The 24,594-nt window shown below is 68.7% G+C and carries 23 protein-coding genes and 4 pseudogenes; 5 read left to right on the top strand and 22 right to left on the bottom strand.

The genetic code is table 11. The features are described from left to right. Nucleotides 1–194: 194 nt before the first annotated feature. Nucleotides 195–483 (bottom strand): annotated as a pseudogene (locus ACFY29_RS26070) (site-specific integrase); the annotation flags it as partial. A 32-nt stretch (nucleotides 484–515) separates the two neighbouring features. Next, nucleotides 516–1,112 (bottom strand): hypothetical protein, encoded by a 597-nt coding sequence (locus tag ACFY29_RS26065; protein WP_386990360.1) that lies wholly within the window; start codon nucleotides 1,110–1,112, stop codon nucleotides 516–518. 202 nt (nucleotides 1,113–1,314) lie between these two features. Here ACFY29_RS26065 and ACFY29_RS26060 point away from each other — a divergent pair, with 202 nt between their 5' ends. Then, entirely contained in the window at nucleotides 1,315–2,091 is a 777-nt protein-coding gene (locus tag ACFY29_RS26060) for a transposase family protein (RefSeq protein ID WP_386990358.1), read from the top strand. Between the two features lie 371 nt (nucleotides 2,092–2,462). Here the strand turns inward: ACFY29_RS26060 and ACFY29_RS26055 are convergent, their stop codons facing one another. The 7 genes and pseudogenes from ACFY29_RS26055 to ACFY29_RS26025 all read right to left on the bottom strand — a co-directional run bounded on the left by ACFY29_RS26055 (nucleotide 2,463) and on the right by ACFY29_RS26025 (nucleotide 9,947). Continuing rightward, nucleotides 2,463–3,176, bottom strand: coding sequence for an SMI1/KNR4 family protein (locus ACFY29_RS26055; RefSeq protein ID WP_386990356.1), 714 nt, complete (start codon nucleotides 3,174–3,176; stop codon nucleotides 2,463–2,465). A 41-nt stretch (nucleotides 3,177–3,217) separates the two neighbouring features. Continuing rightward, nucleotides 3,218–3,421 (bottom strand): annotated as a pseudogene (locus ACFY29_RS26050) (transposase); the annotation flags it as partial. 1,124 nt (nucleotides 3,422–4,545) lie between these two features. Next, the gene (gene tnpB / locus ACFY29_RS26045) at nucleotides 4,546–5,973 is read right to left on the bottom strand and encodes an IS607 family element RNA-guided endonuclease TnpB (RefSeq protein ID WP_386990354.1); all 1,428 of its coding nucleotides are present in this window, start codon (nucleotides 5,971–5,973) and stop codon (nucleotides 4,546–4,548) included. Continuing rightward, nucleotides 5,970–6,545 (bottom strand): IS607 family transposase, encoded by a 576-nt coding sequence (locus tag ACFY29_RS26040; protein WP_386990352.1) that lies wholly within the window; start codon nucleotides 6,543–6,545, stop codon nucleotides 5,970–5,972. Before ACFY29_RS26040 ends, tnpB begins: the two co-directional genes overlap by 4 nt. Nucleotides 6,546–7,086: 541 nt before the next feature. Next, the gene (locus tag ACFY29_RS26035; RefSeq protein WP_386990350.1) at nucleotides 7,087–8,280 is read right to left on the bottom strand and encodes a hypothetical protein; all 1,194 of its coding nucleotides are present in this window, start codon (nucleotides 8,278–8,280) and stop codon (nucleotides 7,087–7,089) included. Beyond that, a complete protein-coding gene (locus tag ACFY29_RS26030; protein ID WP_386990348.1) occupies nucleotides 8,277–8,843 on the bottom strand; it encodes an SRPBCC family protein in 567 nt (188 codons plus the stop codon). Before ACFY29_RS26030 ends, ACFY29_RS26035 begins: the two co-directional genes overlap by 4 nt. 93 nt (nucleotides 8,844–8,936) lie before the next feature. After that, entirely contained in the window at nucleotides 8,937–9,947 is a 1,011-nt protein-coding gene (locus tag ACFY29_RS26025) for a mechanosensitive ion channel family protein (protein WP_386990346.1), read from the bottom strand. A 286-nt stretch (nucleotides 9,948–10,233) separates the two neighbouring features. On the opposite strand from ACFY29_RS26025, the gene ACFY29_RS26020 reads away from it, so the two are divergent. Next, a complete protein-coding gene (locus tag ACFY29_RS26020; RefSeq protein ID WP_386990345.1) occupies nucleotides 10,234–10,422 on the top strand; it encodes a hypothetical protein in 189 nt (62 codons plus the stop codon). Between the two features lie 477 nt (nucleotides 10,423–10,899). Here the strand turns inward: ACFY29_RS26020 and ACFY29_RS26015 are convergent. The 10 genes and pseudogenes from ACFY29_RS26015 to ACFY29_RS25970 form a co-directional block, all read right to left on the bottom strand. After that, nucleotides 10,900–11,096: pseudogene (locus ACFY29_RS26015) on the bottom strand (hypothetical protein); the annotation flags it as partial. A gap of 155 nt (nucleotides 11,097–11,251) precedes the next feature. Next, nucleotides 11,252–12,085 (bottom strand): hypothetical protein, encoded by an 834-nt coding sequence (locus tag ACFY29_RS26010; protein WP_386990344.1) that lies wholly within the window; start codon nucleotides 12,083–12,085, stop codon nucleotides 11,252–11,254. A gap of 307 nt (nucleotides 12,086–12,392) precedes the next feature. Further along, entirely contained in the window at nucleotides 12,393–12,602 is a 210-nt protein-coding gene (locus tag ACFY29_RS26005; RefSeq protein WP_386990342.1) for a hypothetical protein, read from the bottom strand. Then, nucleotides 12,599–12,874 (bottom strand): hypothetical protein, encoded by a 276-nt coding sequence (locus ACFY29_RS26000; RefSeq protein WP_386990340.1) that lies wholly within the window; start codon nucleotides 12,872–12,874, stop codon nucleotides 12,599–12,601. Before ACFY29_RS26000 ends, ACFY29_RS26005 begins: the two co-directional genes overlap by 4 nt. A 566-nt stretch (nucleotides 12,875–13,440) precedes the next feature. After that, nucleotides 13,441–13,971: a LytR C-terminal domain-containing protein gene (locus tag ACFY29_RS25995; RefSeq protein WP_386990338.1), complete on the bottom strand. Its 531-nt coding sequence runs from the start codon at nucleotides 13,969–13,971 to the stop codon at nucleotides 13,441–13,443. A 194-nt stretch (nucleotides 13,972–14,165) separates the two neighbouring features. Continuing rightward, nucleotides 14,166–14,714 (bottom strand): hypothetical protein, encoded by a 549-nt coding sequence (locus ACFY29_RS25990; protein WP_386990337.1) that lies wholly within the window; start codon nucleotides 14,712–14,714, stop codon nucleotides 14,166–14,168. 306 nt (nucleotides 14,715–15,020) lie between these two features. Next, nucleotides 15,021–15,671, bottom strand: coding sequence for a tyrosine-type recombinase/integrase (locus ACFY29_RS25985; protein ID WP_386990335.1), 651 nt, complete (start codon nucleotides 15,669–15,671; stop codon nucleotides 15,021–15,023). A 171-nt stretch (nucleotides 15,672–15,842) separates the two neighbouring features. Next, entirely contained in the window at nucleotides 15,843–17,021 is a 1,179-nt protein-coding gene (locus ACFY29_RS25980; RefSeq protein ID WP_386990333.1) for a low temperature requirement protein A, read from the bottom strand. Nucleotides 17,022–17,387: 366 nt separating this feature from the next. Beyond that, complete coding sequence (locus tag ACFY29_RS25975) at nucleotides 17,388–18,563, bottom strand: low temperature requirement protein A (RefSeq protein WP_386990331.1); 1,176 nt, start codon at nucleotides 18,561–18,563, stop codon at nucleotides 17,388–17,390. A gap of 760 nt (nucleotides 18,564–19,323) precedes the next feature. Beyond that, entirely contained in the window at nucleotides 19,324–19,692 is a 369-nt protein-coding gene (locus ACFY29_RS25970) for a hypothetical protein (RefSeq protein WP_386990329.1), read from the bottom strand. 449 nt (nucleotides 19,693–20,141) lie between these two features. Here ACFY29_RS25970 and ACFY29_RS25965 point away from each other — a divergent pair, with 449 nt between their 5' ends. Continuing rightward, nucleotides 20,142–20,876 (top strand): Stf0 family sulfotransferase, encoded by a 735-nt coding sequence (locus tag ACFY29_RS25965; RefSeq protein ID WP_386990327.1) that lies wholly within the window; start codon nucleotides 20,142–20,144, stop codon nucleotides 20,874–20,876. Nucleotides 20,877–20,905: 29 nt separating this feature from the next. Here the strand turns inward: ACFY29_RS25965 and ACFY29_RS25960 are convergent. From ACFY29_RS25960 to ACFY29_RS25950, 3 genes and pseudogenes are all read right to left on the bottom strand, one after another. Beyond that, nucleotides 20,906–21,058 (bottom strand): annotated as a pseudogene (locus ACFY29_RS25960) (plasmid replication initiator protein); the annotation flags it as partial. A gap of 289 nt (nucleotides 21,059–21,347) precedes the next feature. Then, nucleotides 21,348–21,749 carry a hypothetical protein gene (locus ACFY29_RS25955; RefSeq protein ID WP_386990325.1) on the bottom strand — a complete coding sequence of 134 codons (402 nt, stop codon included), beginning with the start codon at nucleotides 21,747–21,749 and terminating at the stop codon, nucleotides 21,348–21,350. A 961-nt stretch (nucleotides 21,750–22,710) separates the two neighbouring features. After that, entirely contained in the window at nucleotides 22,711–23,547 is an 837-nt protein-coding gene (locus ACFY29_RS25950) for a DeoR/GlpR family DNA-binding transcription regulator (protein ID WP_386990323.1), read from the bottom strand. On the opposite strand from ACFY29_RS25950, the gene ACFY29_RS25945 reads away from it, so the two are divergent. Together ACFY29_RS25945 and ACFY29_RS25940 are read left to right on the top strand one after the other, a co-directional pair. Further along, nucleotides 23,519–23,908: a DUF4406 domain-containing protein gene (locus ACFY29_RS25945; RefSeq protein WP_386990321.1), complete on the top strand. Its 390-nt coding sequence runs from the start codon at nucleotides 23,519–23,521 to the stop codon at nucleotides 23,906–23,908. The genes ACFY29_RS25950 and ACFY29_RS25945 overlap by 29 nt on opposite strands. Continuing rightward, nucleotides 23,908–24,582 (top strand): NUDIX domain-containing protein, encoded by a 675-nt coding sequence (locus tag ACFY29_RS25940; RefSeq protein WP_386990813.1) that lies wholly within the window; start codon nucleotides 23,908–23,910, stop codon nucleotides 24,580–24,582. The genes ACFY29_RS25945 and ACFY29_RS25940 overlap by 1 nt, the downstream gene beginning before the upstream one ends. Nucleotides 24,583–24,594 lie beyond the last annotated feature (12 nt).

The following is a 24,594-nucleotide window of genomic DNA, read 5'->3' as shown; positions in this document are numbered from 1 at the left end:
AGGGGTGCCTGAGCAGGCAGGTAACGGCGTCTCGCTGCTCCACCTGCGCGAGGCCCTGACCAACCAAAAGCCAGCCAGGGCCTGGACCTTTGTCTATGCGGTTTTGAGTCGCCCCCGAAAACCCTCAGTAACCGTCTGGGGCGATCGGGTTCTGACCGGCCCGGTAGGGGTTGTCGGCTGCCGTCCCCGTGCGCCTATCCGGTCTGAGGTGCGTCGTGGTCGCGGAGGGTGGGCTCAGCCGTCGGCAGACGGGCCGCCGAGCTGTTCGAGGATGTCGGAACTGTCCGGGGCGAGGACGGGCTTGACGATGTAGTGCTTCTTCGTGACCTGCTCGGTGGCGTGCCGGAGCTGGGCTGCGGCGTCCTTGGCGTTGGCCTCCTTGTCGATGAGGGTGGCGACGGTCTTGCGGAAGGTGTGCGGGGTGACCCATTCGAGGTCCGCGTCTGCGCGGGCTTGCCGCCACTGGCGGCGAACGTTCCGCGGGACGGTCTCGCCGCGACTCGACCGGACCACGATCACGGACGACTTATCGACCCTGTCCGTCGAACCAGGTCAAGCCCAGGCATCCCCTGACCGCGGGCGGGGCGACGGCGCACGTGGTAGGCGTAGGCCAGGGCGAGCACTATCGGGCCCCATAGCGCTATCGGGGTGATGCACACCATGGCCAGCGCCTGCCACCAGCCGTTCTCGTACGCCACGCCGTCGGAGACACCGACCCAGGTGAGCGCCATCCAGACCGAGACCGTGGTCAGGAGCAGCCCACCGACCACGGCAGGGACAACCGTCGCCATGGGCGGCACACGTCTGCCACCGATGACCGGGATCCAGATCGGGACCACCTCACCCCAGCCGCGCACCAGACCGATGCTGAGCAGCGCCAGCAACTCAGTGAGCACACTGAGTCCGAAGACATACGGGATAGCGATCCACAACGGTGACACAGGCGCGTCGTCGAGCTGACCCATGTCGAAGTGAAAGGCAAACGGCAACCTCCACAGGCACGAGGGGAGCAGCAGCCAGGGAAGCGCGTAGGCGGCACGGAGCGCCCAGCGTGGGACGGGCTGTTCGGTGTCGCTGCTGGCCGGGGCCGCATGCAACAGGTTGATCGCCATAGCTGAATTTTTGACGGGCGTCGAAGAAAGATGATCCCCTGTGAGGATGAACCGCCTCCCCCGCGCGAGCTACGGTGAGCCATTTCATCGTGATCAGGGCCGCCTGAGTAGGCAGGTGGCGACGTGTCGCTGCTCCAGATAGGACGAAGCTCCCGGTAGGACGGCAGTCGACCAAGGCGCACCGCCCAGCACGGGAGCTTCGTTGCTGACCTATCCTGCCAGCATCCCGCTGTCCACGCGCAGCCTGACCCGCCTGACCGAGCTGATCCGCGACCGACGCCGCGTGCTCGGCGGGCGTTGGCGCAGGCTGCCCGCGCAGCAGCAGGCGCTGATGGCCCTGGCCCACCTGCGCAACGGCGACACTCTCACCCGCCTGCCGGCCGGCTTTGAGGTGTCGGTGACCACCGTGTGGCGGTACCTGCGCGAGGCCATCGACCTGCTCGCCGGCTGCGCCGACGACCTCAACGCGGCGATGTGCCGCGCCGCCAGGTTGGCGTACGCCATCCTCGACGGCACGCTGATCCCGATCGACCGGGTCGCCGACCAGCGGCCCTACTACTCCGGCAAGCACAAGCGCCACGGCGTCAACATCCAGGTCCTGGCCGACGCCGCCGGGCGGCTGGTCTGGGCATCGCCCGCGCTGCCCGGCTCGGTGCACGACCTGACCGCCGCCCGCACCCACGGCCTGATAGACGCGCTGACCAGCGCCAACGTGCTCACCTTCGCGGACAAGGGCTACCAAGGTGCCCGCGGAACTGTCTCGACCCCGTTCAAGCGCCGCCGCACCCGCCTGTCCCGCCGGCAAAAATCCGTCACCCGGCACCACGCGAGAATCCGCGCCCTCGGCGAACGCGCCGTCTCCACCCTCAAGACCTGGAAGATCCTGGTCAAGCTGCGCTGCTGCCCACGCCGAGCCACCCCGATCGTCCAGGCCATCCTTGTTCTCCAAGCTGCGGAGGAAACCCGCTACCCACGATGAAAATGGCTCCCTGATGTGGCGGTCACGGATGACGACAGCGACTGGTCGTCGTCCGCTTTCCAGAGCGGCCTCTTCGTCTTCGAGAAACTTGGAGGACGACGACGTCGAACCGCGCCACATGCGGGTCGTCACGCGCGCCGAAGTGATTCGGGTGATGACGCTCCTCGCTCGCGGGACCTCGCCGAGGTGGAGAGTCTGGAATGGCAGCCGGGCTACTTCTCATAGAGCGGCGTACTCTCAGCCGCTGGTCGCGCTTGGAGGCACAGGTGGGCGCACGCCCGGCCCTGCCGAAGAGCGAGAGTCGGCGGGCGGAGGGTCACTCGGTATCGGGTGGTGATGGACCGGCGCACCCGGCGACGGTCCATGTGGCATCACCGCCAGAAGATCCGGCCCGCGTTATCGAGCTGCGCCTCGTTCTCCGTCAGTCTGTCGGCGATGTCGTAGAACATGGCCGCCACGTCCGCCCATACCGGCTCGGCCAATGCACCCGTGTCCCGGTGGAACTCCATTACGCAGCCGTTCTTGGGGCCGCCGCGCAGGTCCACGAAGAGATTCCCGCCGCCGTGGTTGGTGGCGACGGGCAGCCAGGCGGGTAGCCAGGTCTCGCATCTCGTTCCGGCTGAGCGGCTGTTCTCCGAATTCACGAAGGCTTCCAACTGGTCGACCGGCGCGATCTGCCGGGCGACGTCCATCCACAAGCGGCGGCTCTTCAAAGCCTCGACGATCGGGTAAGGAACGAAGCCTGGTGGGATGAGCCGGCCGCCGTCGGCCTGAGGGCCGAAATGTGCGCCGTCGGCATACAACCACCAGGCCCGCAGGTCCGGCGGCAGTGGCTGGCCGACCGCCTCCTGCGCCGCCGCGAGGTCGGGCTCGGACGCCGGCGGGCGCAGGGCCGCGCGGGTGCGGGGCGCATGCTGTTGGAGCCACTCGTCAATGCGGCCTACCGCCGCCTCGGCGACCGCCGCTCGATCCGCACCCGCCATGATCCACCTCTCGATCGCCGGACCGGGCGACCTGCCGGTCCACGCGGTCAATAGGTAATCACGACAAGTCGCTGGGCTGGCCCGTTCGGGCCAGCCCAGCACCCATCTGTCTAAGAGCGTGTTTGAGATGGGGTTGATCAGGTTCAGGTGAAGGTGCGGCGTGCTTGGCGGTGGGCGGGTTGGCATCGGGTGATGCGGCGTGTCATGCCGGCGATGGCGGCCCAGCGGATGAGGGCTTCGGAGACGGCGGGGTGGCGTTCGTAGTCGCGGGCCAGCCGGCGGCAGGCGGTGAGCCAGGCCTGGGTGCGTTCCACGACCCAGCGGCGGGGGTGGACGGCGAAGCCGCGCAGGCACACTCGGTCACGGTTGTCCGCCACGGTGGCGACATGAGCGGTCTCGAAGACCTGCATCGGTCTTTGGTGATCATCGTTCGCGCACTCTCACGCCGCTGACCAGGCGCGGTGGCTGTGGGGACTTCAGTAGGACCGACCGGCTCTAAAACCAGGGCAGGAATCCCAGGGGGCTTGCTGTCACTGTCCTCCCCGCAGCAAAGGCCATTCGCCTAGTGCACGGCACCACACGAGTCCCGCGGGTCCAGTCCATCGCGGCTTCGGCAGGTCGGTGCGAACCGCGGATCGGGGGAGCAGATTGGGAGCAACAGGGTGCGCTGAACGGCCCTGAACTGCGCCCAACAGCGTCGAACGTCCCTCAACTGCACCCACCCCTGCCTGCGGCTCTACATTTGCCCAGCTCAGAGTAGGTGCGGCGTCCTGTTTCACCGCGGAGTGCTCAACGGCTCCGGGCGGACGTCGAGCGCTGTCAATAGTGGCTGGTGGGGGAGTGTGAGCAGGTCAACGTGGTAAGGACTGGGTGGGGCAGCTGGGACTTGCGTTGGGAGCAGACTGGGTGCAAACCAGCGAAGCGGTCACCCTTCCGAAGAGTTCAACCGGTCGTGTCGCAACCAAGCCACTGAGCAGCACCGATACGCGCTCCGGAGCGTTTGACCTCCCCGTGAAGGTCGAAGTGGTCAGCTTTCGCTGCTCCCCAAACGGCTAGCACCGTCCGGCATCTCGGGCCACCGAACTTCGTCGCGGCGCACTCGACCGACATCGACGAGCAGCGTTCCGGCCGACGCCACGGGCGGGCCGACCGTGTCGTCATCTGGGACGCCGATCCCACGGGCAATGCGCTGACCAGGATCTTTGGCCTGGAGACCTCTTCGGCGAGCCCGAAGTCGCAGCAGCGACTTGCTCCCGCTTGGAGACGGGCCAACGTCCGCACATGCCGAGATCAGTGCGTTCTTGGGGTCAGCCGACTCGCCAAGCGGCCGGGTCTACACCGCCGGGCACCGGCGCCGCGAGTCGTAGGGATGCCGGGTGAAGACGAAGGTGCCGAGGTCGAGGTGGCTCACCGCGCCTGCGGCGTCGCGTTCGACCCGCAGCCGCTCGCTGGCGACGTAGCCGCTGAACCGTTACCTTTCAGTGAGCAAACGTGACTCCTGATTGGCAGTCGTCCGTTGCCGGGCGACGTTGACCGGATGAGCCGGTCTAGACGCTTCACGGCCCGCCGCCCCGCCTGCGCATGCAGGTCTTACGGGTCTTACGTGGGCTCCACGTCCTGTTTTTGCGTCGCCCAGCGACTCCAGGTCGACGTGCCGCACGAGCGCGGCAAGATTACGTGCGGCGTTGACGTCCCGGTCCAGGGACAGCCTGCACGCGGTGCAGTGGAACGTGCGCTCGGCCAGTGACAGCTTGGGTTTCACCGTCTTGCAGGCGGAGCATGTCTTGGAGCTGGGGTACCACCGGTCGGCGACGTACAGCGTGCCGCCGTACCAGCCGGTCTTGTAGCCGAGGTGCCGGCGCAGCGTCGCCGGGGCGGCGTCGGTCAGGGACCGAGCCAGTTTGCGGTTACGAACCATCCCGGCCACGTGGAGGTCCTCCACGACGACCGTGGTGAACTGCTGCGCCAGGCGGGTGGTGAGCTGGTGCCACGAGTCGGCGCGGACGGCCGCGACCGTGGCGTGCAGTCGAGCCACCGCCTCCTGTGCCCGCTGCCACCGGTTCGACGCGGTCCGCTTGCGCCTGGCCTGCGGGTCGTAGGGGCCGATCCGCCGGGCGGCACGGCGCTGCGCCTTGCCGAGTTTCTTCAACGCGGCCTTGAACGGCGCCGGGTTCGGCACCATCTCGCCGGTGGACAACACGGCCAGGTGCTTGATCCCGGCGTCCACCCCGACCACCCGGCCGGCCTTCGGCGCGTGCGCCGTCCGTCCGACCGTGCGTCGGACGGCGACCTGGAACGAGCAGGACCACCGTCCGGCGGTCTCGGTGACCGTGGCGGACAGGATCGTCGCGGTGCCGGCCTTCACCCGGCGGGCCAGCTTACGGGTGGACTCGTGGGTGCGGATGCGGCCCAGCCGGGGCAGCACCACGTGCCGGTAGCCAGGGTCGACCCGGATCGCGCCGGTGGTGAACCGGGCCGACCTGCGACCGTGCTTCCTCTTGGTCCGGGGCCAGCCCATCCGGCGGCCCTTGCGGGCACCGGTACGCGAGGAGTGCCAGTTGCCCAGCGCCGCGGACAGGTTCGCCAGCCCGGTGTTGAACGCCTCCTTGGAGCACTGCGCCCACCACGGCGCCGCCCACTGCTTGATCTCGTTCCAGGTGCGCCGCAGGTCCGGCAGGGACCAGCCCTGCCACGGCGTCAGGTCGGCCTCAGCCACCCCGTAGCTGGCCTCGGCAGCCCGTTGCGCCTTCACCGCGCTGACCCGGCGCAGCATGTGGTTGTAGGCGAACCGGGCCGCACCGGTATTGCGGCGCAGGCCGAGAACCTGGGCGTCACTCGGGTCCAGGGCGAACCGGTATGCCTGCACGGTCCAGCCGGCCGGCGGCTCGTACCGCTTCACGACTCGTCCTTGGCGGTGGCCGCGGCCACGGCGCGGCTGGCCCGGTTCGCCGCGGCCCGGCGGCCGTACAGCCGGGCGCACAGGCTGGTCAGGATCTCCGTCACGTCCCGCACCAGGTCGTCGTCCACCTCGGCCGGGTCGGCGACCAGCAGCCGGCGGCCCTGGGCGGCCAGCGCCGCCTCAACGTACTCGGCGCCGAACCGGGCGAACCGGTCCCGGTGCTCGACCACGATCGTCGTCACGGACGGGTCGCGCAGCAGCCCGAGGAACTTCTTACCTCGGCCGTTCAAGGCGGAGCCGACCTCGGTCACCACGCTGGAGACGACCATGTTCTGCCCGGTGACCCAGGCGGCCACCCGGGCGACCTGCCGGTCAAGGTCGCCTCGCTGATCGACCGACGACACCCGGGCGTAGACAACCACCTGGCCCTGGGTGTCGACACTGACAACGTCCACCATGATCGTTCCCGACGGAAGACGCCGAGCGGGCACCGGCATGGTTCCCTCGCGGAACCATCGGTACGCGGTCTGTGGGTGCACCCCGTTGCGGCGCGCCCACTCAGCAAGCTTCACGAGACCGACACTAACACTCACATATTCGCATGCCTGATCACAGAATCGGGAACTGCCAACAACCCCTCCCACCGGCCGTCGCCGGTCGGTCGCGGCCGGGTGCCGCGCTCGCCTCCGGACAGCGGGGGCAGCTCCAAGACGCCGTCGGCCAGCGGCCGCAGGACGGAGGGGGCCGGCCCCCAGTACCAGGGGCCAGCGAGGTTCAGCAGCTCCGGGTCGACCGCGGGCCGCGGCGCCACGGCGCCGGGATCCGCGGCTCCCGCTCGGCGACCGTCCGCACCAGGTCAGCGGCGGTTCGCTGGGTAGACGAACGCCCGGTCGAAGTCCGCCGTCGTTCGCCACCGCCCGTCGGCGTGCGTCGTGGTTTGTTACTCCGTTGGGCGTGCACCCACGCCCCGTCCCGGCCCGCGGTGGTCTGCGCCACCGTGATGGCCAGCCTCACCGCGTGGACCAGCCCACCGATGACATCGCCCTGCTGGCGATCCGCGCCGCCGAGGGCAACGCCGCGACCGGGTCCTGATCACAGCGCTGACCAGGGCCGTCAGCCGGCCTCGTGGTTCCGCTCCGGCTCAGACCTGTCTCTGCGCGGTGACCCGGACTCGCCGCTCGGTCCCGGTCCGGCCCCGCCGGTCGGGTCCGGCCCACCCTGCTCGCCGGTCAGCTCCGCGTCGGGCTGATAGCGGTACGCCGCCTCCCGTACCGCCGAGTCGGACTCCAGTCCGGCGCCGAGCGCGCCACCGACCGTCGCCAGCGAGCTGGCCAGCCAGCCCAGCTTGACCTGGTGGGCGACGCCGGCCTGTCGGCCGGTGGATTCAGCGAGCAGGTCCCAGGGGACGAGGGCGATCGCCCCGATGATGGTCAGCGCGGCGAGCGCCACGTACAGCGCGAGGACGCCGATCACCACGGTGAGCACGGTGACCACGTTGAAGAGGACGACCTGCTCCCGGGCACCCGGGTCGCGCGGAACCCGCTCCCAGAGGCGCGCGCCGAGCACCATGGTCAGCACCACCGCCAGGACGGAGCCGGCCGCGAGCAGGGCGAGCCGCAGGTTGCCCAAGGCCGCCGACAGCTGCCAAATATCGGCGCTCACCAGGGCGAGGACGGCGGTCGCGAAGGCACCGACCAGCAGCCGGGAGAGCCGGACGGCTAGCCGCCACGGCCGGTTCGCCCGGAGCATGCCGAGCAGCAGCCGCAGGTTGCCGCCGATCACCCCGGCCAGCAGGCCGATGCCGGACGCCTGGTGGTTCACGCGCGCGCCGAGTTCCTGGGCCCGCCGTCCGGTGGCCAGGCGCCGGCGGCGCGGGCCGGCCCGTACCGGGTCGCCGACCGCGTCGGTATCGCCGAGCAGTGCCGCGAGGAGCCGGTCCCCGGCCTCGGCCATCCGCCGGGCCACGGCGACGGGGCCGAGCGCGGGCATGGAAAGGACCGCGACGCCGTGGGTGGTGCTGGCGTGCGCGACCACGGGCCGCCGCGCGGTCTGCAACGGCAGGTCCGTCACGCAGAGGACCAGACTCCAGCCCTCGGCCAGCATCCGGCGCCGGGTTGCCTCGATGAGCTGGCCGAGGTCGGCCGGCCCTTCGACGAGCCGTGCCACCTGGAGGCGTACCGCCCAGTCGACCTCCGGAACGCGGCTGCGGAGCCGGTCGGCGAGCTCCGTGGCGGCCTCCCGCGCCAGGTCGGCCGCGGCCCCGGGGGCGGCCACGACACCCACGACGACGGACCCGCGCCCGGTCACCACACTCCCGGAGCCGGCCCGGCCGTTCCCCCGGGCGTGGCGCCGGTCCGTGGCGCCGTCGTCAACACTCGAGGTCGTCCTTCAGGATGCTCATCGCCATCTTCAGCCGCTCGGCGTAGAGCGGCAGCAGGTCCTCCTTGATGGCCGCCCCGGGCCGGCTCGTCCACCGGGTTCAGGGCGTACGTCCACTCGATGCTCGTGGTGCCGTCCTCCTGGTCGCTGAAGTACCAGGACCCCTCGATGCTGTCGACCACCTCGCGCAGCCGCTGCGAGCTGAAATTGTCGACCCGGTACGAGAACGAGTTCGGCGGCTCCACCGCCAGTAGTTCTTCCTCGTTGGTCGAGCCGTCGTCAGAGGTGTTCGTCCGGCGCACGCCTGGGGTGTTCCAGCCGGTGGTGACGCTGCTGGCCACGATTGCCGGCGAGTGTCCAAATCTGGGAAAGATGTGGCTCAGGTCGACGTCGATGACGTACTCGAAAACCTGGCCGATGGGAGCGTTGACGGTACGGGTGACCCGGACGAAGTCGTCCCCCACCTCGGTGCAGTCCCGGTCGACGCCCATCGCCGCCTCCCGTCCCTTTCAGCCTGGTCCAGCTAGTCCCCGGTAGGCGCCGACTCATTCCTCGGCGCCCGGCGGCCACGCCGGACCCGCCGGTCAGGGCTGGTACTGGCTGCGGGTGCGGGGCAGCCACTGGGGGTGCTGGTCGCGCAGGTAGCGGATCAGTCCCTCGCGTAGGTCGCAGCGCAGGTCCCAGGCGCTGGCGCCGTCCGCGGCCGAGGCCTGCACCTCGATGACCACCGTCTGATGGGTGGCGTCAACCATCTGGAGCACCCACCGGTCTCGATCCCACAGCGGTGAGGACTCGACCAGTCGGCGTGCCTCCCGGCGCAGGTCGTCCAGGTCGGCGGTGTGGTCGACATGGATCTGGATCTTGCCGATTACCCGCGACTCGTTCCGGGTCCAGTTCTGGAACGGCCGCTCGGTGAAGTACGTGGTCGGCAGGATGAGCAACCGTTCGTCCCAGAGCCGGATCACCACGTTGGTCAGCTTCACCTCTTCGACCCGGCCCCACTCGCCGTCGACCACCAGTACGTCGCCGACGTGCAGCCCGTCGGCGAAGGCGACCTGGATGCCGGCGAACGCGTTGCCGAGCGCGGTTCGGGCGGAGAGGCCGATCACCGCGCCGACCACCCCGGCCGAGGTCAGAATGGAGACGCCGAAGAGGCGTACCGGCCGGAAGGTGATCAGGATCAGGCCGACTGCGAGGACCGTGACAACGGCCACCGTGAGCCGCCGCACCGGGCGGATCTGGGTGCGGGCCCGCCGGACCCGCCGGTTGGTGACCGGATCGCTCGGCAGTCGGCTGAACGCGACCGCTTCGGCAACGTTCAATGCCTTGATCACCAGCCACGCAGTGACGGCGACCAGGACCAGCTGGATGGCGTGCCGCAGATAACGCTGCCACTCGGCCGGTCCGGGCGGCAGCGCGTAGTACAGCGCCCCGACCAGCAGGATCGCGGCCGCCGGGCGGCGGCAGGCGTCCCGCAGCGGCTCCAGCAGCCACTTGTAGCGGCCACGGGCACCCCGGCGGATCAGCACGCCGGAGACCAGGTCCACGACCACGGCCGTCGCCAGCGTGGCCAACACGACCAACGCGGTACGCATCAGAAGCCGTTCACCGTGATCCCGATGCCGCCTCTCCTGGGCTCGCGACCGCACTCCCCGCGTTCAGAGTGTCATCAGATCCGGTGGCAAGCGGCGGATATCGGGAATGCCAGACGGCCGTGACCGACGTCCGGCGGCTGCCGAACGAGACGGTCGGCCCGCCCGCAGGCTTCCTGCGAGCCGGCGCAGGATGCGTGATCGGCACCCTATGGCCGGTCGCCGACCTGCCGTGGCCGCTCATGCAGCGCTATCAGCTGCTCTTGGGCGTGCCGGAACGTGCGGCCCGGTGCCGTCCCCCGAGGCGCTGCGCGCGGCCGAGCGCTGGCTGGCCGGGGCAGGCGACGCGGAGCTGGCGGCGTACTTCGCGGGCGAGCCCGCGCCCGCCGAGGCACCGCACGACGAGCGTTGGCTATTCGCCGACTCGCATTACTGGGGCCGGGTGCTGTCGGGCCGGTGCAGGATGCGGGCAAGGTGAACGCGGTCCACACGCGGAAAGTACATCGGCGCGGTTGTGTTCGGTCCGCCGGAGCGGTCTCTGCGGCCTCATCCCTGGCCGTGACAGATGCACGGATCTGCCGCAGATAACGTGCGGCATCCGACGGCGCGGCCGTCACCGTGCGTGCGACGAGTCGCTCAGGAGCATCTGAAGACCAGGCGCCGGCCACGAGGGGCCGCCAGCCGGTGGCCAGAGCCTGACGGACGCCGACAGCCAACGTCCCGGGCAACACCGGCTGGCTCGGCAGGCAGTCCGGTGCGGATCCAGGACCGGGGAGCAGGTTGGGAGCAACAGGGTGCCCTGAACGACGTCGAACTGCGCCTAACGGCGTCGAACGTCTCTCAACTGCACCCAACCCTGCCTGCGGCTCCACGTTTCCGCAGCTCAGAGGGGGTGCGGCGTCCTGTTTCACACCGAAGCGGTCGCTGGTTGGATACCAGCATCGCCCACGCAGGTCACGCTGTACCGCTTGCCGTCCTCGCCGACGACCAGGCGCATCTCCTTGTCGTCGAGCATCGCGCACCACTCGCCATACCCGGTGCGTCGCCATTCCGCCAGGCGTGCCTCGGCGAGCTGCGCTGCGGCCTCCTTGTCCAGCCCCACGCGCTCACTCTTTCACCCCGGGTGGCTGTCGACAGCAACGGTGACAGCAACGAGCCACGACAGGGACAGCCGCCCGCCGCCGGGCGCGCACAGTCGTCCGAGGTCGCGAACGCGGACAGCGACGCCGGACGACTTGCACACAGCTTGTAAGCGAGTGTCCGTGGCCAAGCGTCGGGCCGTCTCTGGCCCGTATGCGGCCGAAGCCTCAAGCTTCCGCGCCGGTCGGCCGGGCTGCGGGCGCCCGGGCCAGTCGCCACCGCGTCGCGCCGTAGCCGAGCAGGAAGACGATCGCGGCCGCTTCCAGGCTCGGAATCATGGTCGCGGCAAGGGCCGGTCGGCTCGGAGCAGTCAGGGCGCCGAAGAACGGGTCAGCGGTCATGTACAGCGACCCGCAGATTGGGACGACGACGGCCACCGTAACCGCCCACCAGCGGTTGAGTAGCGCGGCCAGGCCGATCCCAACGATCGCGAACAGCGGGACACCGGCCGCCGCGCGAAGCACCACCGGCCACACCGACTCGTCGGCCAAGATCTGTACCGGCAAGAAGATGTCCTTCGAGGCCACTTCGCGCCGAACCCAGTGGTCGGCGACCACTCTGGGTGCCAGTGGCAGCACTGCGGCGAGGTCGGCCACGGCGAGGAGCACACCGAACAGCGCGGCCACGCCCGCCTTCGCTATTAAGTAACGGCCGGGACGGGGCGGCGGGGGGAGCCGGGCCGGCGGGGATACCAGGGCCGGCAGGGAGAGCCGGGCCGGGCGGCCGGTCAGCCATGGATCACGCAGTACCAGGAACGCCCCGGCCGCCAGCGCGGCCAGTTGAGCCCAGCCGAGGCCCGAGGTGTGGATCGCCTTGACGTCGAAGTGATATGCGTCAAGCTGTTCCTCGAAAGTCTGCGGGTCGTAGTAGACGTAGAACATGTAGGCGTCGTCGTTGAACGAAAGACTGCTCAGGCCGGCGAGCGCGACCAGGGGCGGCAGGAGCCACAGTGCCCGACTGTGGGCCAACCCGCGCAACTCCTGACGCAACAGACCGCTCATCGGCGTCAATCTACCCGTTGGCCGATTTGGCTCGCGGACGGCGCCGTGGGGGGCCAGTTCCTGCTTACGTCTGCCTTTGGCGGCCAGGTGGTGAACAGATCCGCTGTCTCACCGGTCGCGTTGCCGTCCGGGTGATCGCCCGTGGGAGCTTTGCTACCGGCAGTGGCGAGGAGCAGCCAACCGAGCAGCGAAGTCCGCGGACGTCAGCGGACTGGTGCGCACACCGGTGCCAGCCGGATCGAGCGGCGCAGCGCCAAGACGTCGGGGTCGCTAGCGACTCGTAATGCGTAGGTCTCGGTGACCGGTCTCAGGCGAGCAGGCTGTAGGTGCCGTCGGGGTTCTGGAGAACGTATGCGGTGTAGCCGCCTGGGTTCCCCTGCCGATGCTTGGGCAGGAAGACGCCGTAGGTGTGATCTGCCCAGCCGGGACAGGCGCGGCGGACGTCGTTGGGAGGGAAGCGATCGGCCAGCCTGCCGGCAGCTCGAGCCCGGCGGATGTCGTCAACGAAGCGGCTCACGATCCAAGTGTGGCCGGTTGCAAAGGCGCGCCAACTCCAACGACAAAAGCACCAAAAGTTCCGTTTGTGACGCCCGATTCGGTGGCAACAGCGGCAACGCCCCCGCTGATCACCAGACGGATGAAGACGGATGTCAGGAAGGGAGCGAGCGGCGGCTCCCCCCGGCGCTTCCAAGGCCACCCCTTGCAGCGCCGGACTGCGGTGATGAACTGGAGGCCCTCCACCGCGAAGGCACCGAAGCATCCAACGGCGGCGGCCACCATCCACGTCATGCCGCAGACAGTACCTAGTGGAGCGCGATTCGGAGGCGCGGCAGTCTGCCGCCGCTTGCCACGAACCGTGGCGCGCTCTCCCGATGGCCGCCGATCCCTGCAGAGCAGTGAGCCCGGCGCAGGCAGGCTCTGCCGCTGCCTGACATCCACCGTCGACATCAACGAAGCCGGCCGCCGGCGAACAATAGCGAACAGAGCAGGAGAAGCTTGCGGACGTCCCGGACGGTGACAGACGCCGCGACTATCGCCGGGCGCGCCTTACAAGCGAGTGGTCAGGAGGGGAAAGCCCTGGCGTGCCCGTTGCGTGCCCGATGCCGCAGTCGCCGACGGGCAACGACGGTTAAGGCATGCTGCCTCGCGAGGCGTCTGGTCAGCGGCAACGGCAGGTAGCAGGGTCGAGGAATCCCGAGCGCCGACAATTCCTAAACCGTGTGTCGGCCCCGCGCGCCTGACATCTGCGGCTGACATCAACGATCGCGGGCGGCCAGGGACGAAGGCGCACCCACCACAGTGACGACTAGGACGTCACGTCGGGTCTCGGGACCTGCGACGGCTGACTGGCCCGCTCAGTCGGGGACAGGGCAGGTGCCAGGCGGTAAGGAAGGCTGCCCGGCCGCCGCAACCGCCTGGTTGGCCTCCGTTGGCGTGCGGATGCTCTCGAACGCGCTTCCCAGAATGACATCAATCCGGTCGTTGGAGCGGTGGATGTCGAACTCGGTCTTCACCTGTCCTTGGATGTATGACGACACGAGCCAGCCGGCCCCGACTGTCTGCGGCCCGTAGCGGATCACGGCCGCTTCGGGATAGCGTCGCCCGTCCCGGTACCGGTCGGTTGTGGAGAGCATCTGGAAGCCCCGCTTCCCGAGCTCCACGAACACCGTGAGCTCAAGTCCTTTGACGTCGCTCGCATTGAGCACGTTCAGCCTGGTCCCGTCCGGCCTGGGTACGGTGAGATCGACGGGAACCAGCCCTGGGGGACAAGTCGGCGACGCGTTTGGTTGAGCTGTCCCTTGGGCAGTCGGCATCGTGGGGGCGTCGCACCCCGACAAGGCCAGCGCGGCGATCGAGGCGGCGAGGATACGTACCCGCGTCTTCACGATGACGACCATAGCCAGCCGTCGACAGCAACGGCGACAGCAACCGGGCTGGACGAGGACGCCCGTCGGCAGAAGCGTGCGGACAGTCGCCCGAGGTCGCGAACGCGGACAGACGACGCCGGACGACCCGCACAGAGCTTGTAAGCGAGATGTAGCCGCGCGGTTCGGCTGGCCTGGTCGTAACCGCCGCTGGCTCAGTCGTCGCAGAAGGAGTCCTCGTACTTGGGCCAGAAGGTGACCTCGACGCTGTAGTAGCCGGGCCGACCGGCTTCATCGCGGAAGACGCTCAACCATAGGCAACGATCCCGCAGCGTCTTCATGGCGAATACAAGCCGCAGGTCTGAGACGTCGAACGTCCACCCCGACTCGCGGGCAACCGCCTCATAGTGGCTGCGGATCTCCTCGTCCGACAGGTCACTGCGATACTCGACGGTCACCTCGCCGAAGATCTTGCTCTCACTGTCGCGGCGACCGTCGGCGCACGGCTGCTGCACGGTCGGCCCGCCAATCGACGAAGCGCCTGCCGGCACCCGCTGAAACACCGCCTCATCAGCTAGCTTCGTCGGCTCGTTTGGTGCGGCGATGCACCCGCCCGTGATCGGTGAGAGAAGCGTGTAGACCGCCTTAGCCACGACAGGTCGCGCGAGGTAGCCACCGACAGCGCATACGACGAGCATGACGGCGAGGCTGGCCGCAATCCTCAAGAACCGCGCTCGCCAACGAGGATGAGGCTCGCCATTCACGACGTTCACCCTACGCAGCGACTGCATTGGATTGGTGCCCGCTTGGCAACGTGCGTACGAGGCCCAGGCCGTCGGCGACCGCATCCGGTACAAGTTTCGGGCTACGGCGGAGGCGACCAAGCCGAGGGCTGGAGGCAGCGACGAGGCAGCAGGCCCTTTGATCTAGGCGGGTAGGAGGCAGCAGAGAACATCTCGCGTCAGCTGCTCGGTCGCACTGGTCGACAACGCCCGGCACGAGTCGACGAGCTGTGTCCGCTTCCCCCCGACGGGGGTCGTCCCTTTCTGGTGGGAGCGTTGCGCCGCAGGTCACAGGCCCTCCCCGTCCTCGTCGAAGGCACCCTCCGCCGGATCTTCCGGGGCCGAAGTCAGCAAATCGTCAGCAGGCAGCGTGAAGGCATCCAACACTCGGGCCGCGTAGTCGTCCGGGGTGTGCGTATAACGATCGAGTGTCGTTGACGCCTGTTCGTGGCCCATGACCCGCTGCACCAGGTTGATCGGCACGCCGTCGGTGACCAGCCAGGTGGCGTAGGCATGCCGCAGGTCGTGGAACCGCATCCCGCCAACCGCCTTGACCGCCACGCAGGCAACGGCCTCCCGCTCGGTGGTGAACTCCGCCGACCACTCCACGCCCTCCCGATCGGGCCAGACCGCGCGGTACCGATGCGGGCCGGCGTTGACGACCTGGCCGAGCAGGCCGGCGCGAACCAGCGAGGGCAGCCACACCCGACGGCGAAAGTTCGACCGCCGCAGTGGGCGCCCGACCCGGTCGCGGAAAACCAGGGACCGTGGGTCTGGGGTGACGTCGTCGGCTGGCAGGAGCGCTCGCAGCTCCGCGACGAGGAAGGCTGGCAGCGGCACGGTCCGGACCCCGGCACGGGTCTTCGGGTAGGGGCGGAGCACCACGCCGCCGTGAGTTTCCTCGGCGACCTGGGCCACGTGCAGCCGAGAGCTCCGCATGCAGCTCATCGAGTCCCGGGCGATCGCGCTACGAGCCCTCTTCCTCTCGACCAACGCCTGACCCGGGCAACCGGCGGCGATCGTCGCCCGGAAGGCCGGCCGGACTGCCGGCGTTGTCGGGTCTCAGGACGTCCGTGACAGACCGTCTCAGGATGTGGGTGACAATTCCGCCTAGCCGGGTGGTGACGGCTGCTCGGGTGGGCGTCCTCGCGCGCGGGCCGCGTCGGTGACGGCGATCGCTGCTAGGACTGCGGTGGCGGCGAGGGCGGCCAGCAGCGGCGGCACGAACAGCATCGCCGGTGCCAGGGCGGCCAGCACGAGCACGCCGGTCGGCCGATCCCGGGACACGCGGTTGAATACCGTGTGTTCGAACCAGGCGCGCCCGGCCAGGAACAGCACGGGTCCGCCGAGGATGACGGCGACCCAGGCCGGTTGCGTGTGTCCGAGTGGATGGGCGATGACGAGTTCGACGCCGACGGCGGTGGCGACGATGCCGGCCACCATGATCGGATGGGAGTATGTCGCCGACAAGGAGACGCGGCTCGGGACCGGGGCCGCTGCGACAGCCGCGGCCAACAGTTCCCCGGCGCGGTAGATGTAGATCCGCCAGAACAGCACCGTGGTGGCGAACGACACCACGAGCGCTGCGGTCCGATCAGCCGCGAGGCCGCTGCCATTGAGGGTGGACGCGCTGACCAGGATCAACTCGCCGAGCGCGATGATGAAGAACTGCCGGTAGCGGTCGGCCAGGTGCTCGCCCAGGATGCCCAGATCCGACTTGGTTGAGCGACCCAGCCCCGGTGTGGGCCAGCGGATTGGGAGCGCCACGTAGTCCACGGCCACCGCCAGCGTCCACAGCGCCCCACGCGCCGCACCGTGCGCGGCCGCCCCAGCGATCCACGGCACCGCCGACACACCGAACCAGAACAGCTCCCGGATGCTCCTGCGCTGCAACTCGTGGCCACGCAGGGCGAGGACGAGGAAGAGTTGGCGGCCGATGTGGATGGCGACGTACCCGCCTGCGAAGACCAGACCTCGCTCGCTGAACGCATCGGGCAGCGCGACCACCATCACCAGGCTGCCGAGCATGGTCGCGGTGACCAGCAGCTGGATCGCCAGCCGTTGCGTGTCGTACAAGTTGGTTGTCCACGCTGTCGTGGTCCAGATCCACCACATGGCCAACAGCAGCACCAGCGTCTGGAAGGCGCCGCTCCACGTAAGTTCCTCCATCAGCCCGTGCGAGAGCTGGACGAGCGCGGCGACAAACACCAGGTCGACGAACAGGTCCAGAAAGTTTGTCCGCGTCTCCTCGGGTCTTCGCAGCATCTTGGCGCCACTCGGCGTCGTCATCAGCTCGCCCGTTCTGCCGGCTTTGTCCCAGGCTTGAAGCATTCGTACCACGCGGCAGCGCCGGTGAATTCGGATATGCGGCCCTGGCCTGGAAACGGGCGGCCCGCGTTACACGGGCGGCTTTCGGTCCAGGCGGCCAGTTCTTCCTTCTACCCGTCACCGCCGGTCCGGATCAGCTCGTCGACCACGGCGTCGGGCCGCTGCTACAGGTGGCGGAGCCCAGGTCCTGATACCGATCCGTCACGCAGGTCCTGAGCCCCGACAGCCGGATGCCGGCGATGTCGGGCTGCCGGCGGGCTGCCGGCGATGTCGAGTCTCAGGACATCCGTGACAGAACAGTCTCGGGACGTGGGTGACACTTTCCGGCTAGCCAGGCGGTGAGGGGGGCTCAGGTGTGCGTCTTCGGGCGCGGGCTGCGTCGGATATGGCGATCGCGGCCAGGACGAGAGCAGCGGCGGCGGCGACCAGCACGGGCGGCAGGAAGATCGTTGCCGGCGAGATGGCGGCGAGCATGAGGACCCCGGCCACGCGGTCGCGGGACACCCGGCCGAACACCGTGTACTCGATGATGGCCCGTCCGGCGAGGAACAGTGCGGGTCCGCCGAGGATGACGGCGACCCACGCCGGTGGTGTGTGCCCGAACGGGTGCTCGATGATGAGCTCGTCGCCGACGGAGATCGCGACGATGCCGGCGACCATGACCAGGTGGGCGTATATCGCCGAGACGCCAACGCGGAGCGGATCAGGGGCCGCGGCGACGGCCCCGCCCAACACCTCCCCGGCACGGTGGATGTAGATCCGCCACAGCAGCACCGTGGTCGCGAACGCCACCACGACCGCCGCGCTGCGGTCCGCCTCGAAGCCGTTGCTGCTGAGCCCCAGCCCCGTCACCAGAATCAGCTCGCCGAGCGCGATGATGAAGAACTGCCGATGCCGCTCGGCCAGGAGCCCGCCCGAGATCGAAAACTCCGCCGCATTGGCGGGGCCCAGCCGCGGCGTGGGCCAGCCGAGTCTGGCCACCGTGTAGTCCACGGCCACCGCCAGCGCCCACAGCACCCCACGCGGCCAACCATGTATGAGTGCGCCCGCGAGCCACGGCACCGCCGACACGCCGAACCAGGCCAGCACCCGCATCTCGGGACGCTGCCGCTCGTCGCCCCGCGTAACGATCACGAGAAACAGGCTGCGACCGACCTGGACGGCGACGTACGCGCCGGCGAAGACCAGGCCATGTTCGCCGAACGCCTCAGGCGCCGCGGCCGCCAGCACCAAGCTGCCGAACATGGCCCCGATGGCCAGCACCTGTATCGCTGGCTGTCGGGGGTCGAACCTGTCGGCTACCGCCGCCGACTGGGTCCACACCCACCACACGGCGAGCAGCAACACCAGCGTCTGAAATGCGCCGCTCCAGTCCAGATGCTCCCGCAGCCCTTGTGAGAGCCGGAAGAGCGCGAAGACGAACACCAGGTCGAAGAACAGGTCCAGGAACGTCGCCCGCTGCTCCTCCCGTCCCCGCAGCAGCCGGGCTGCGCCACTCGACATCGGTTCGCCCCGTTTCCGCCGGTTCTGTCCGCCTCCGACAGTCGTACCACCCGGCAGCGCTGGTGGATGTGGATGTGCTGCGGCCTGGGGTCGATCGGCCTCGCCCGTGGCGGGCGACGGTAGAGGCCGATCAGTTCTTCCAGCCGCCGCCGCCGGTTCTGATTAGCTCGTCGACCTTGGCCAGGCGTCGGGCCAGTGCCACAGGTGGCGGAGTGTTACGACCAACGCACCACAGCACCGGCTGGCACGGGTCGACAAGGTGTGTCCGGCTCCCCCCGACGGGGGTCATGAACGACGGATCGGACGCGCCCGAGCCGACGAGATTCCCTTGGGGCGTGTCACCACTGCTCATCGAGGGCTGCGATCTGCTTGCGGAGGGTTCGGGCATCCTTCGGAGGCAGGACCACAACGGCGACGTCCAGGATCCAGCGCAGCTCGGGCGGATTCGGACAGCACTCCATCACCCCGCAGCCGGAGGTGGGGTCCCACAAGCGATGCCATGGGTGGCGCACGAACCATGACCAGGTCCGCAGTGCATCAGTGACGGCCTGGTTCCAGAGGCGGGTGCGTTCGAGGTAGGCGATGGCTCTCAATCCCCGGACCGAGAGCCCGGGGATGACAGAGGTTGATCCGTCAAGCGGTCGCCGGTAGATGGAGTCGGCACGCAGTTGTGCGGGGCGCCTACGCGGCATTGCCCTTTCGTGGAGTCGACATGCCGATCATCGTTGCACATCCGCATTCGGCTCACCTGCGCGACGACCTACGTGCGTGGGGACCGGACCACGACGACTCCCACGGTGGGGGTCGGCCTGGGTCGCGGCGGAACGGCTGTCGACAGCAACGCTGACAGCAACGCCGCCGGACGGCGGCACGCTGACAAGCGCCAGCACGGCCGGGCTGGTAGGGCGGTGAGGACCACGACCAGGCTGAGGGCCTTGTTGAGGATCACGGCCTGCAGAGCGGCGAACCCGAACAGCATGATCAGCAGGGGCAGAGGGAACTCGGCGCCGCCGAGGCCGATCATCCCGCCGAGCACGCCGACGGCCGCGGCGGCGGCGAACGCCAGCGTCAGCGTCAGCGTCAGGAAAGAACGAACGGCGGGGCGGTCGGGCGCCGGCGAGGTCGGCACGCCCGAACCCTTTGCGGTAGCGGCGGACCTGGATGTGGGCCAGCGGCCGGCCTTCGAGTTGAGCTGGTTAGAACCTGACTCTTATCACTGGGTCGGTTTTCGGCGGGTCGTAGGGCGTTGACCTGGGGTTCCGGTCGGGAGGTCGCGCACTAATCGTGGCCTCTAGGCTTGTCGGCCGTGTCGCCGTACGTGCGAACGGTGAGGACGGCCTCACCCGCGAACTCACCGAGATCCGTGAGCAGTTGGCCGTCGCCCACGCTGACCTCCGGGAAGCTCGCCGGCCAGCTGGCGCAGCCATACGTAACTACGCCCAATCGACCGTTGCCAGCTGTTGGATTTCCTCATCCCATCGAGTCGGTCACGCGGTGACGGAGAGCCGTCTTCACTCGCCCGCCGACGTGCGGGAATTCGGTTGGTCCCAGGTCAACGCTTGGTTACGGTCTTCCACTGTGACACGCCCAGGTTTTGACTCGTACCTGATCTGCGCGACGCCCCGCTCGGGAAGTACCTTGCTGTGCGGTCTGCTGGACTCGTCCGGGGTTGCCGGCCACCCAGCCTCCTACTTCAATCGCAAGAGTTTGAATGAGTACGCCGACGACTGGCGTATAGCACGACCGCGTGATGGACGGATCGACGAAGCGTTCGTTCGAGCGGCGCTAACCGCCGGCAAGACTTCGAACGGTGTCTTTGGCGGGAGGATCATGGCAGAGACTTTGCCGGAACTGATAAGTGGCCTTGCCGCCTCCGCATCTATACCAGCGGTGACGGATGTAGACCTATTGAGCGCCCAGTTGGGTCAACTCAGATTCGTTCACCTGCGGCGACGCGACGTCGTGGCCCAGGCGGTGTCGTGGGCAAAGTCGCTGCAAACCCATTTCTGGCATCCGGGCGAAGCCGTCGCGCCCGGAGGTCGGGATCCTCATTACGACGAGGAGCTGATTGGTCGGCTTGTCGCCACGATCGAGAGATCCGAGGCGGACTGGACAGTCTGGTTCGCCTCTCACAGCATCGTGCCTTGCGAGGTGACGTATGAGGAGTTGGCGGCAGATCCGCCCCGCACTGCACAAAAGGTGCTCGACTATCTCGGTCTGAATGTTCCGCCGGATCGGCAACTGGTGGTCGGGCACCGTCGACAGGCCGATCAACTCAACGCAGACTGGATAACGAGATTTAAGTCTCGCTGAACCGTCTGTTCTACCCGAGCGTCTCCCGCTGGCAGTCCGTCGTGCTGCTCGCTCAGGCCCCGGCCTGTATCCCGGTCGATGGCGGTGATGGTGCCGGTGAGGCGGATTGGGCGGGCACAGCCGCCGGCGGCGGCGGTGTGCTCCAGCCAGCCGGAGAGCTCCGGCAAGGCCGCGCGACGCAGAGCTTGGGCGTCACGGCCGGCCGCGAGGCCGGGGCGGAATGGGCGAGCGGGGTGGACACGGTCTTCTCCTCACGGGGTGGCAGGGACGGGAGACGAAGCACCACCAGCGGTGGACGTCTGTCCGCTGGTGGTGTTCGTCGTGTCTCCTGGCACCGCCGAGAGGGCGGCTGACGCCGGAGGGCGGGTTTGTGGTGGTGCCACTCCCGGAAATCTACTTCGAGGGGCCAAGGCTGTACGTCACATTGGGGCAAGACCCAAAAAGGCGACCAGCGGTGGTGGGCGGGCTCTGTTAGTTGTAGTGGGCGAACTCTGTATAGTCGTTCCAGATCCAGCCTTTAACGCCAGTGCAGCAGTCCGAGTGCCACCAGAGGTTTCCGGCATCGTTCACGCAACGCTTGTCGACACGGAAAAGCGTCTTGGACTTCCACGTCGCTATCACGGGGGATGACCCCGAATAGCTGGTGTGCACCTTAGCGCTGCCGACGATGACTCGCCTCAGATGTGGCGTCCAGTTCGAGCATGAGGCCATGGTTCCGACGTCCATCGGTTCGGCGCCCATCTCGTTCGCCGTTGCGCTCGGAATGGGTTCGATCGCCGCAGATGCCGGTGCCGCGACAGGAAGGATGCCGGAAAACGCGAGTGTGAGTGTTCCACCCGCCGCTGCGAGTCGCTTTGCCGTTACTTTCCTCATGAATTCCTCCATATCTACAGGTGTTCTAAGTTGGACCGTATAGGTATCGCAGCGTCTGCGAAGCCCGCCCTTGGTAACAGATCGATGAACATGACTTGGCCAGGGGTCTTGTTGGTAGGTCCCTGTGAATGAATCTTAGCGATTGCCGCCTATGTCCGATCAGGCCGCCGAGTCCCCACGGTCGTTCGGCTGTCGACTAACTGCGATCTGGTTGAGTCATCCGGGGGCATACGCCAGGACCCCAGGGCTCAGGCAAGGTGGCTGTATGCCCGTTTCACGTTATTCCGAGCAGTTGTAGTGGTCGGTAGGGATTTCGGCTGTTGTGGCGTAGGGCTTTCACGATGGTGGTGGTGCCGGCCAGGCGGAGCAGGCTTACCGCGGTGTTGCGCAGGGTGGCATGACGCGGGGCGCGTTGCCGGTGCGTAGGCGGCTGGCGGCTTCGGCGTAGGTGGTGTCGCGGATGTGAATTCATCAACCTCATGCGCTGGCAGCTCAACGACGAGCGCCGAGCCGGGCGACGGCGGAATGCGGTCGGAGAGTCATCCGGGGCACAAGACGCCGTGAAACGTCGTCAACCAGCGAGGAACCATGACAGCCGCAGACCCCGTGTGAGCAGGCGTCGCGGGCCGTTCCCGCTGGTGGTGGGACAGCCGCTCTCAGTTCCGCTTCAACATCTGACACGGCTAGCGGTGCTTCGGGCCAGCATCAGTTGCTACGGGTGCGCTCATGAGCCTGGCACACGGCGGCGTCTAGGTGCTCGTCCATCAGCTTCACCTCGGGGGGATGGCCAGCCCTGGCCGGGAACCAGGGCTCGTCGCCGGGGCTGGCGTGGCGGTCAGCTGCAGCTGGTGCAGGCGCTTGCGCAGGTGAGCAATTGTCAATTCCTGTGGATGGCTGAACCACGGTGGCGGGCTGGTGCCTTGAATCTCCTGCGATCCCATGCTGTTCGGCCCGATAGTTTTCAGCCGGCTGCCAGGACTTCCACGCCGCGCGCCGTGAGCCACTCGACGACTGCGTGGTGGGGGTCGGCGTCGGTGATCAGTCCGCTGATGTCTTCCCAGGGCAGGACGCGGAACCGTGATGCTGTGCCGATCTTCTCGGACGAGGCGAGGATGTAGGTGTCCGCGGCCCGCGCGGCCAGGGTGCGCTTCATCGCGGCCTCTTCAGCGTCGCCGGTGGTAAGCCCCGCGTCCGGGTGGACGCCGGTGACGCCCAACAGGCAAAGGTCGGCGGAGATGTTCTGAGCGGCCTCGACCGCGGCCGCGCCGCAGGCAACCGCGGAGTGCTTGAAGATGCGGCCGCCGAGCAGGAAAACCTCGGCCTGCGGATGCTCCAGCAGCGAGGCCGCGACGGTCGGGCTGTGGGTGATCACGGTGCAGTCCAGGTCCGGCGGAAGGGCATGAGCTACAGCGAGGGCGGTGGTGCCGCCGTCCAGGATCAGGGCGCTGCCCGGCCGCACCAGCGCGGCGGCCGCCGCGGCGACCTTCTGTTTGCCGGCGGGGGTGACCGTCTTCCGGGCGGCGTAGTCCGCCACGGCCGGGGAGACGGGCAATGCCCCGCCGTATACACGCTGGCACAGTCCCTCGGCGGCAAGGTCGCGCAGGTCGCGGCGCACGCTGTCCTCGGAGATGCCCAGGTCTGCGGCGACGTCCTTGGCGACGATCTTGCCCTGTCGGGCGAGCAGGTCCAGCAGGTGAGCACGCCGTTGAGCGGCCAGCATCCACACTCCTTCATGTTCTTGCACGTTTCTGCATGTATCGTAGCGCGTCATGACCGACAAGCCGATGCTCATCCTCATCGCCGGGCCCTACCGCTCCGGCACCGACGGCGACCCGCGGGCCATGGCCGCCAACCTCGGCCGCCTCGAAGCGGCAGCGTGGCCGGTCTTCGTCGCCGGCCACGTGCCCATGATCGGGGAGTGGGTGGCCCTGCCCGTCCTGCGCTCGGCCGGCGCGGGCCCCACGGACCCCCTCGCCGACCAGGTGCTCTACCCGACCGCCGAGCGCCTGCTCACCCACTGCGACGCCGTGCTCCGGCTCCCCGGTGACTCCACCGGAGCCGACCAGGACGTCGCCACGGCCCGCCGCCGCGGCCTGCCCGTCTACCACGACGCGGCCGAGATCCCGCGCCGCACTCCGCAGGAAGGCAGGGCCGCGTGATGGCCCGCCCCGGCATCGACATCCCCGACCACCGCGGCCGCACCGGCCTCGACCGGGCCGGACGCGACCTGGACCGCAACGCCGACATCGTGGTCCGCGACGTGGAGCTCACCTCCCAGGGCTGGCACGTCCTGCGCCGCACCACCTTCGACTACCGCCGCCGCGACGGACGCTGGGAAACCCAGCAGCGCGAGACGTACGACCGCGGCAACGGCGCGGTCGTCCTGCCGTACGACGCCGAGCGCGGCCGTGTGCTGCTCACCCGTCAGTTCCGCTACCCGGCCTACGTCAACGACCACCGGGACGGCATGCTCGTCGAGGCCGCCGCCGGACTGCTCGACGGCGACGACCCGCTCGCCGCCATCCGGCGCGAGGCCGCCGAGGAGCTCGGCGTCACGCTCGGCCCGATCGCCCACGTCCTCGACGCCTATATGAGCCCCGGTTCGGTCACCGAGCGCCTGTACTTCTACGCCGCCCCCTACACCCCGGCCGACCGCACCGGAACCGGCGGCGGTCTTGACGAGGACGGCGAGGACATCGAAGTGCTCGAACTGCCCTTCACAGAGGCGCTCGCCATGGTCCGCGACGGACGCATCGCCGACGGCAAAACGATCCTGCTCCTGCAATGGGCTGCCCTGGACGGACCCTTCGCCTCCGCAGCGGGCACCGGCTGACACCGCCGCCCC

This window comes from Micromonospora sp. NPDC000668 (assembly GCF_042897975.1).
GTDB lineage: Bacteria > Actinomycetota > Actinomycetes > Mycobacteriales > Micromonosporaceae > Micromonospora.
This window is presented reverse-complemented; position numbering and strand designations above follow the sequence as displayed.

Coding starts and splice junctions, on each gene's coding strand:
- ACFY29_RS26010 (WP_386990344.1), bottom strand. CDS start 12,085: ATGAGCGGTCTGTTGCGTCAGGAGTTGCGCGGGTTGGCCCACAGTCGG.
- ACFY29_RS26065 (WP_386990360.1), bottom strand. CDS start 1,112: ATGGCGATCAACCTGTTGCATGCGGCCCCGGCCAGCAGCGACACCGAA.
- ACFY29_RS26000 (WP_386990340.1), bottom strand. CDS start 12,874: ATGACGTGGATGGTGGCCGCCGCCGTTGGATGCTTCGGTGCCTTCGCG.
- ACFY29_RS25945 (WP_386990321.1), top strand. CDS start 23,519: ATGACCGACAAGCCGATGCTCATCCTCATCGCCGGGCCCTACCGCTCC.
- ACFY29_RS25980 (WP_386990333.1), bottom strand. CDS start 17,021: ATGACGACGCCGAGTGGCGCCAAGATGCTGCGAAGACCCGAGGAGACG.
- ACFY29_RS26030 (WP_386990348.1), bottom strand. CDS start 8,843: ATGGGCGTCGACCGGGACTGCACCGAGGTGGGGGACGACTTCGTCCGG.
- ACFY29_RS25950 (WP_386990323.1), bottom strand. CDS start 23,547: ATGAGGATGAGCATCGGCTTGTCGGTCATGACGCGCTACGATACATGC.
- ACFY29_RS26025 (WP_386990346.1), bottom strand. CDS start 9,947: ATGCGTACCGCGTTGGTCGTGTTGGCCACGCTGGCGACGGCCGTGGTC.
- ACFY29_RS25985 (WP_386990335.1), bottom strand. CDS start 15,671: ATGCGGAGCTCTCGGCTGCACGTGGCCCAGGTCGCCGAGGAAACTCAC.
- ACFY29_RS25975 (WP_386990331.1), bottom strand. CDS start 18,563: ATGTCGAGTGGCGCAGCCCGGCTGCTGCGGGGACGGGAGGAGCAGCGG.
- ACFY29_RS25940 (WP_386990813.1), top strand. CDS start 23,908: ATGGCCCGCCCCGGCATCGACATCCCCGACCACCGCGGCCGCACCGGC.
- ACFY29_RS25955 (WP_386990325.1), bottom strand. CDS start 21,749: ATGAGGAAAGTAACGGCAAAGCGACTCGCAGCGGCGGGTGGAACACTC.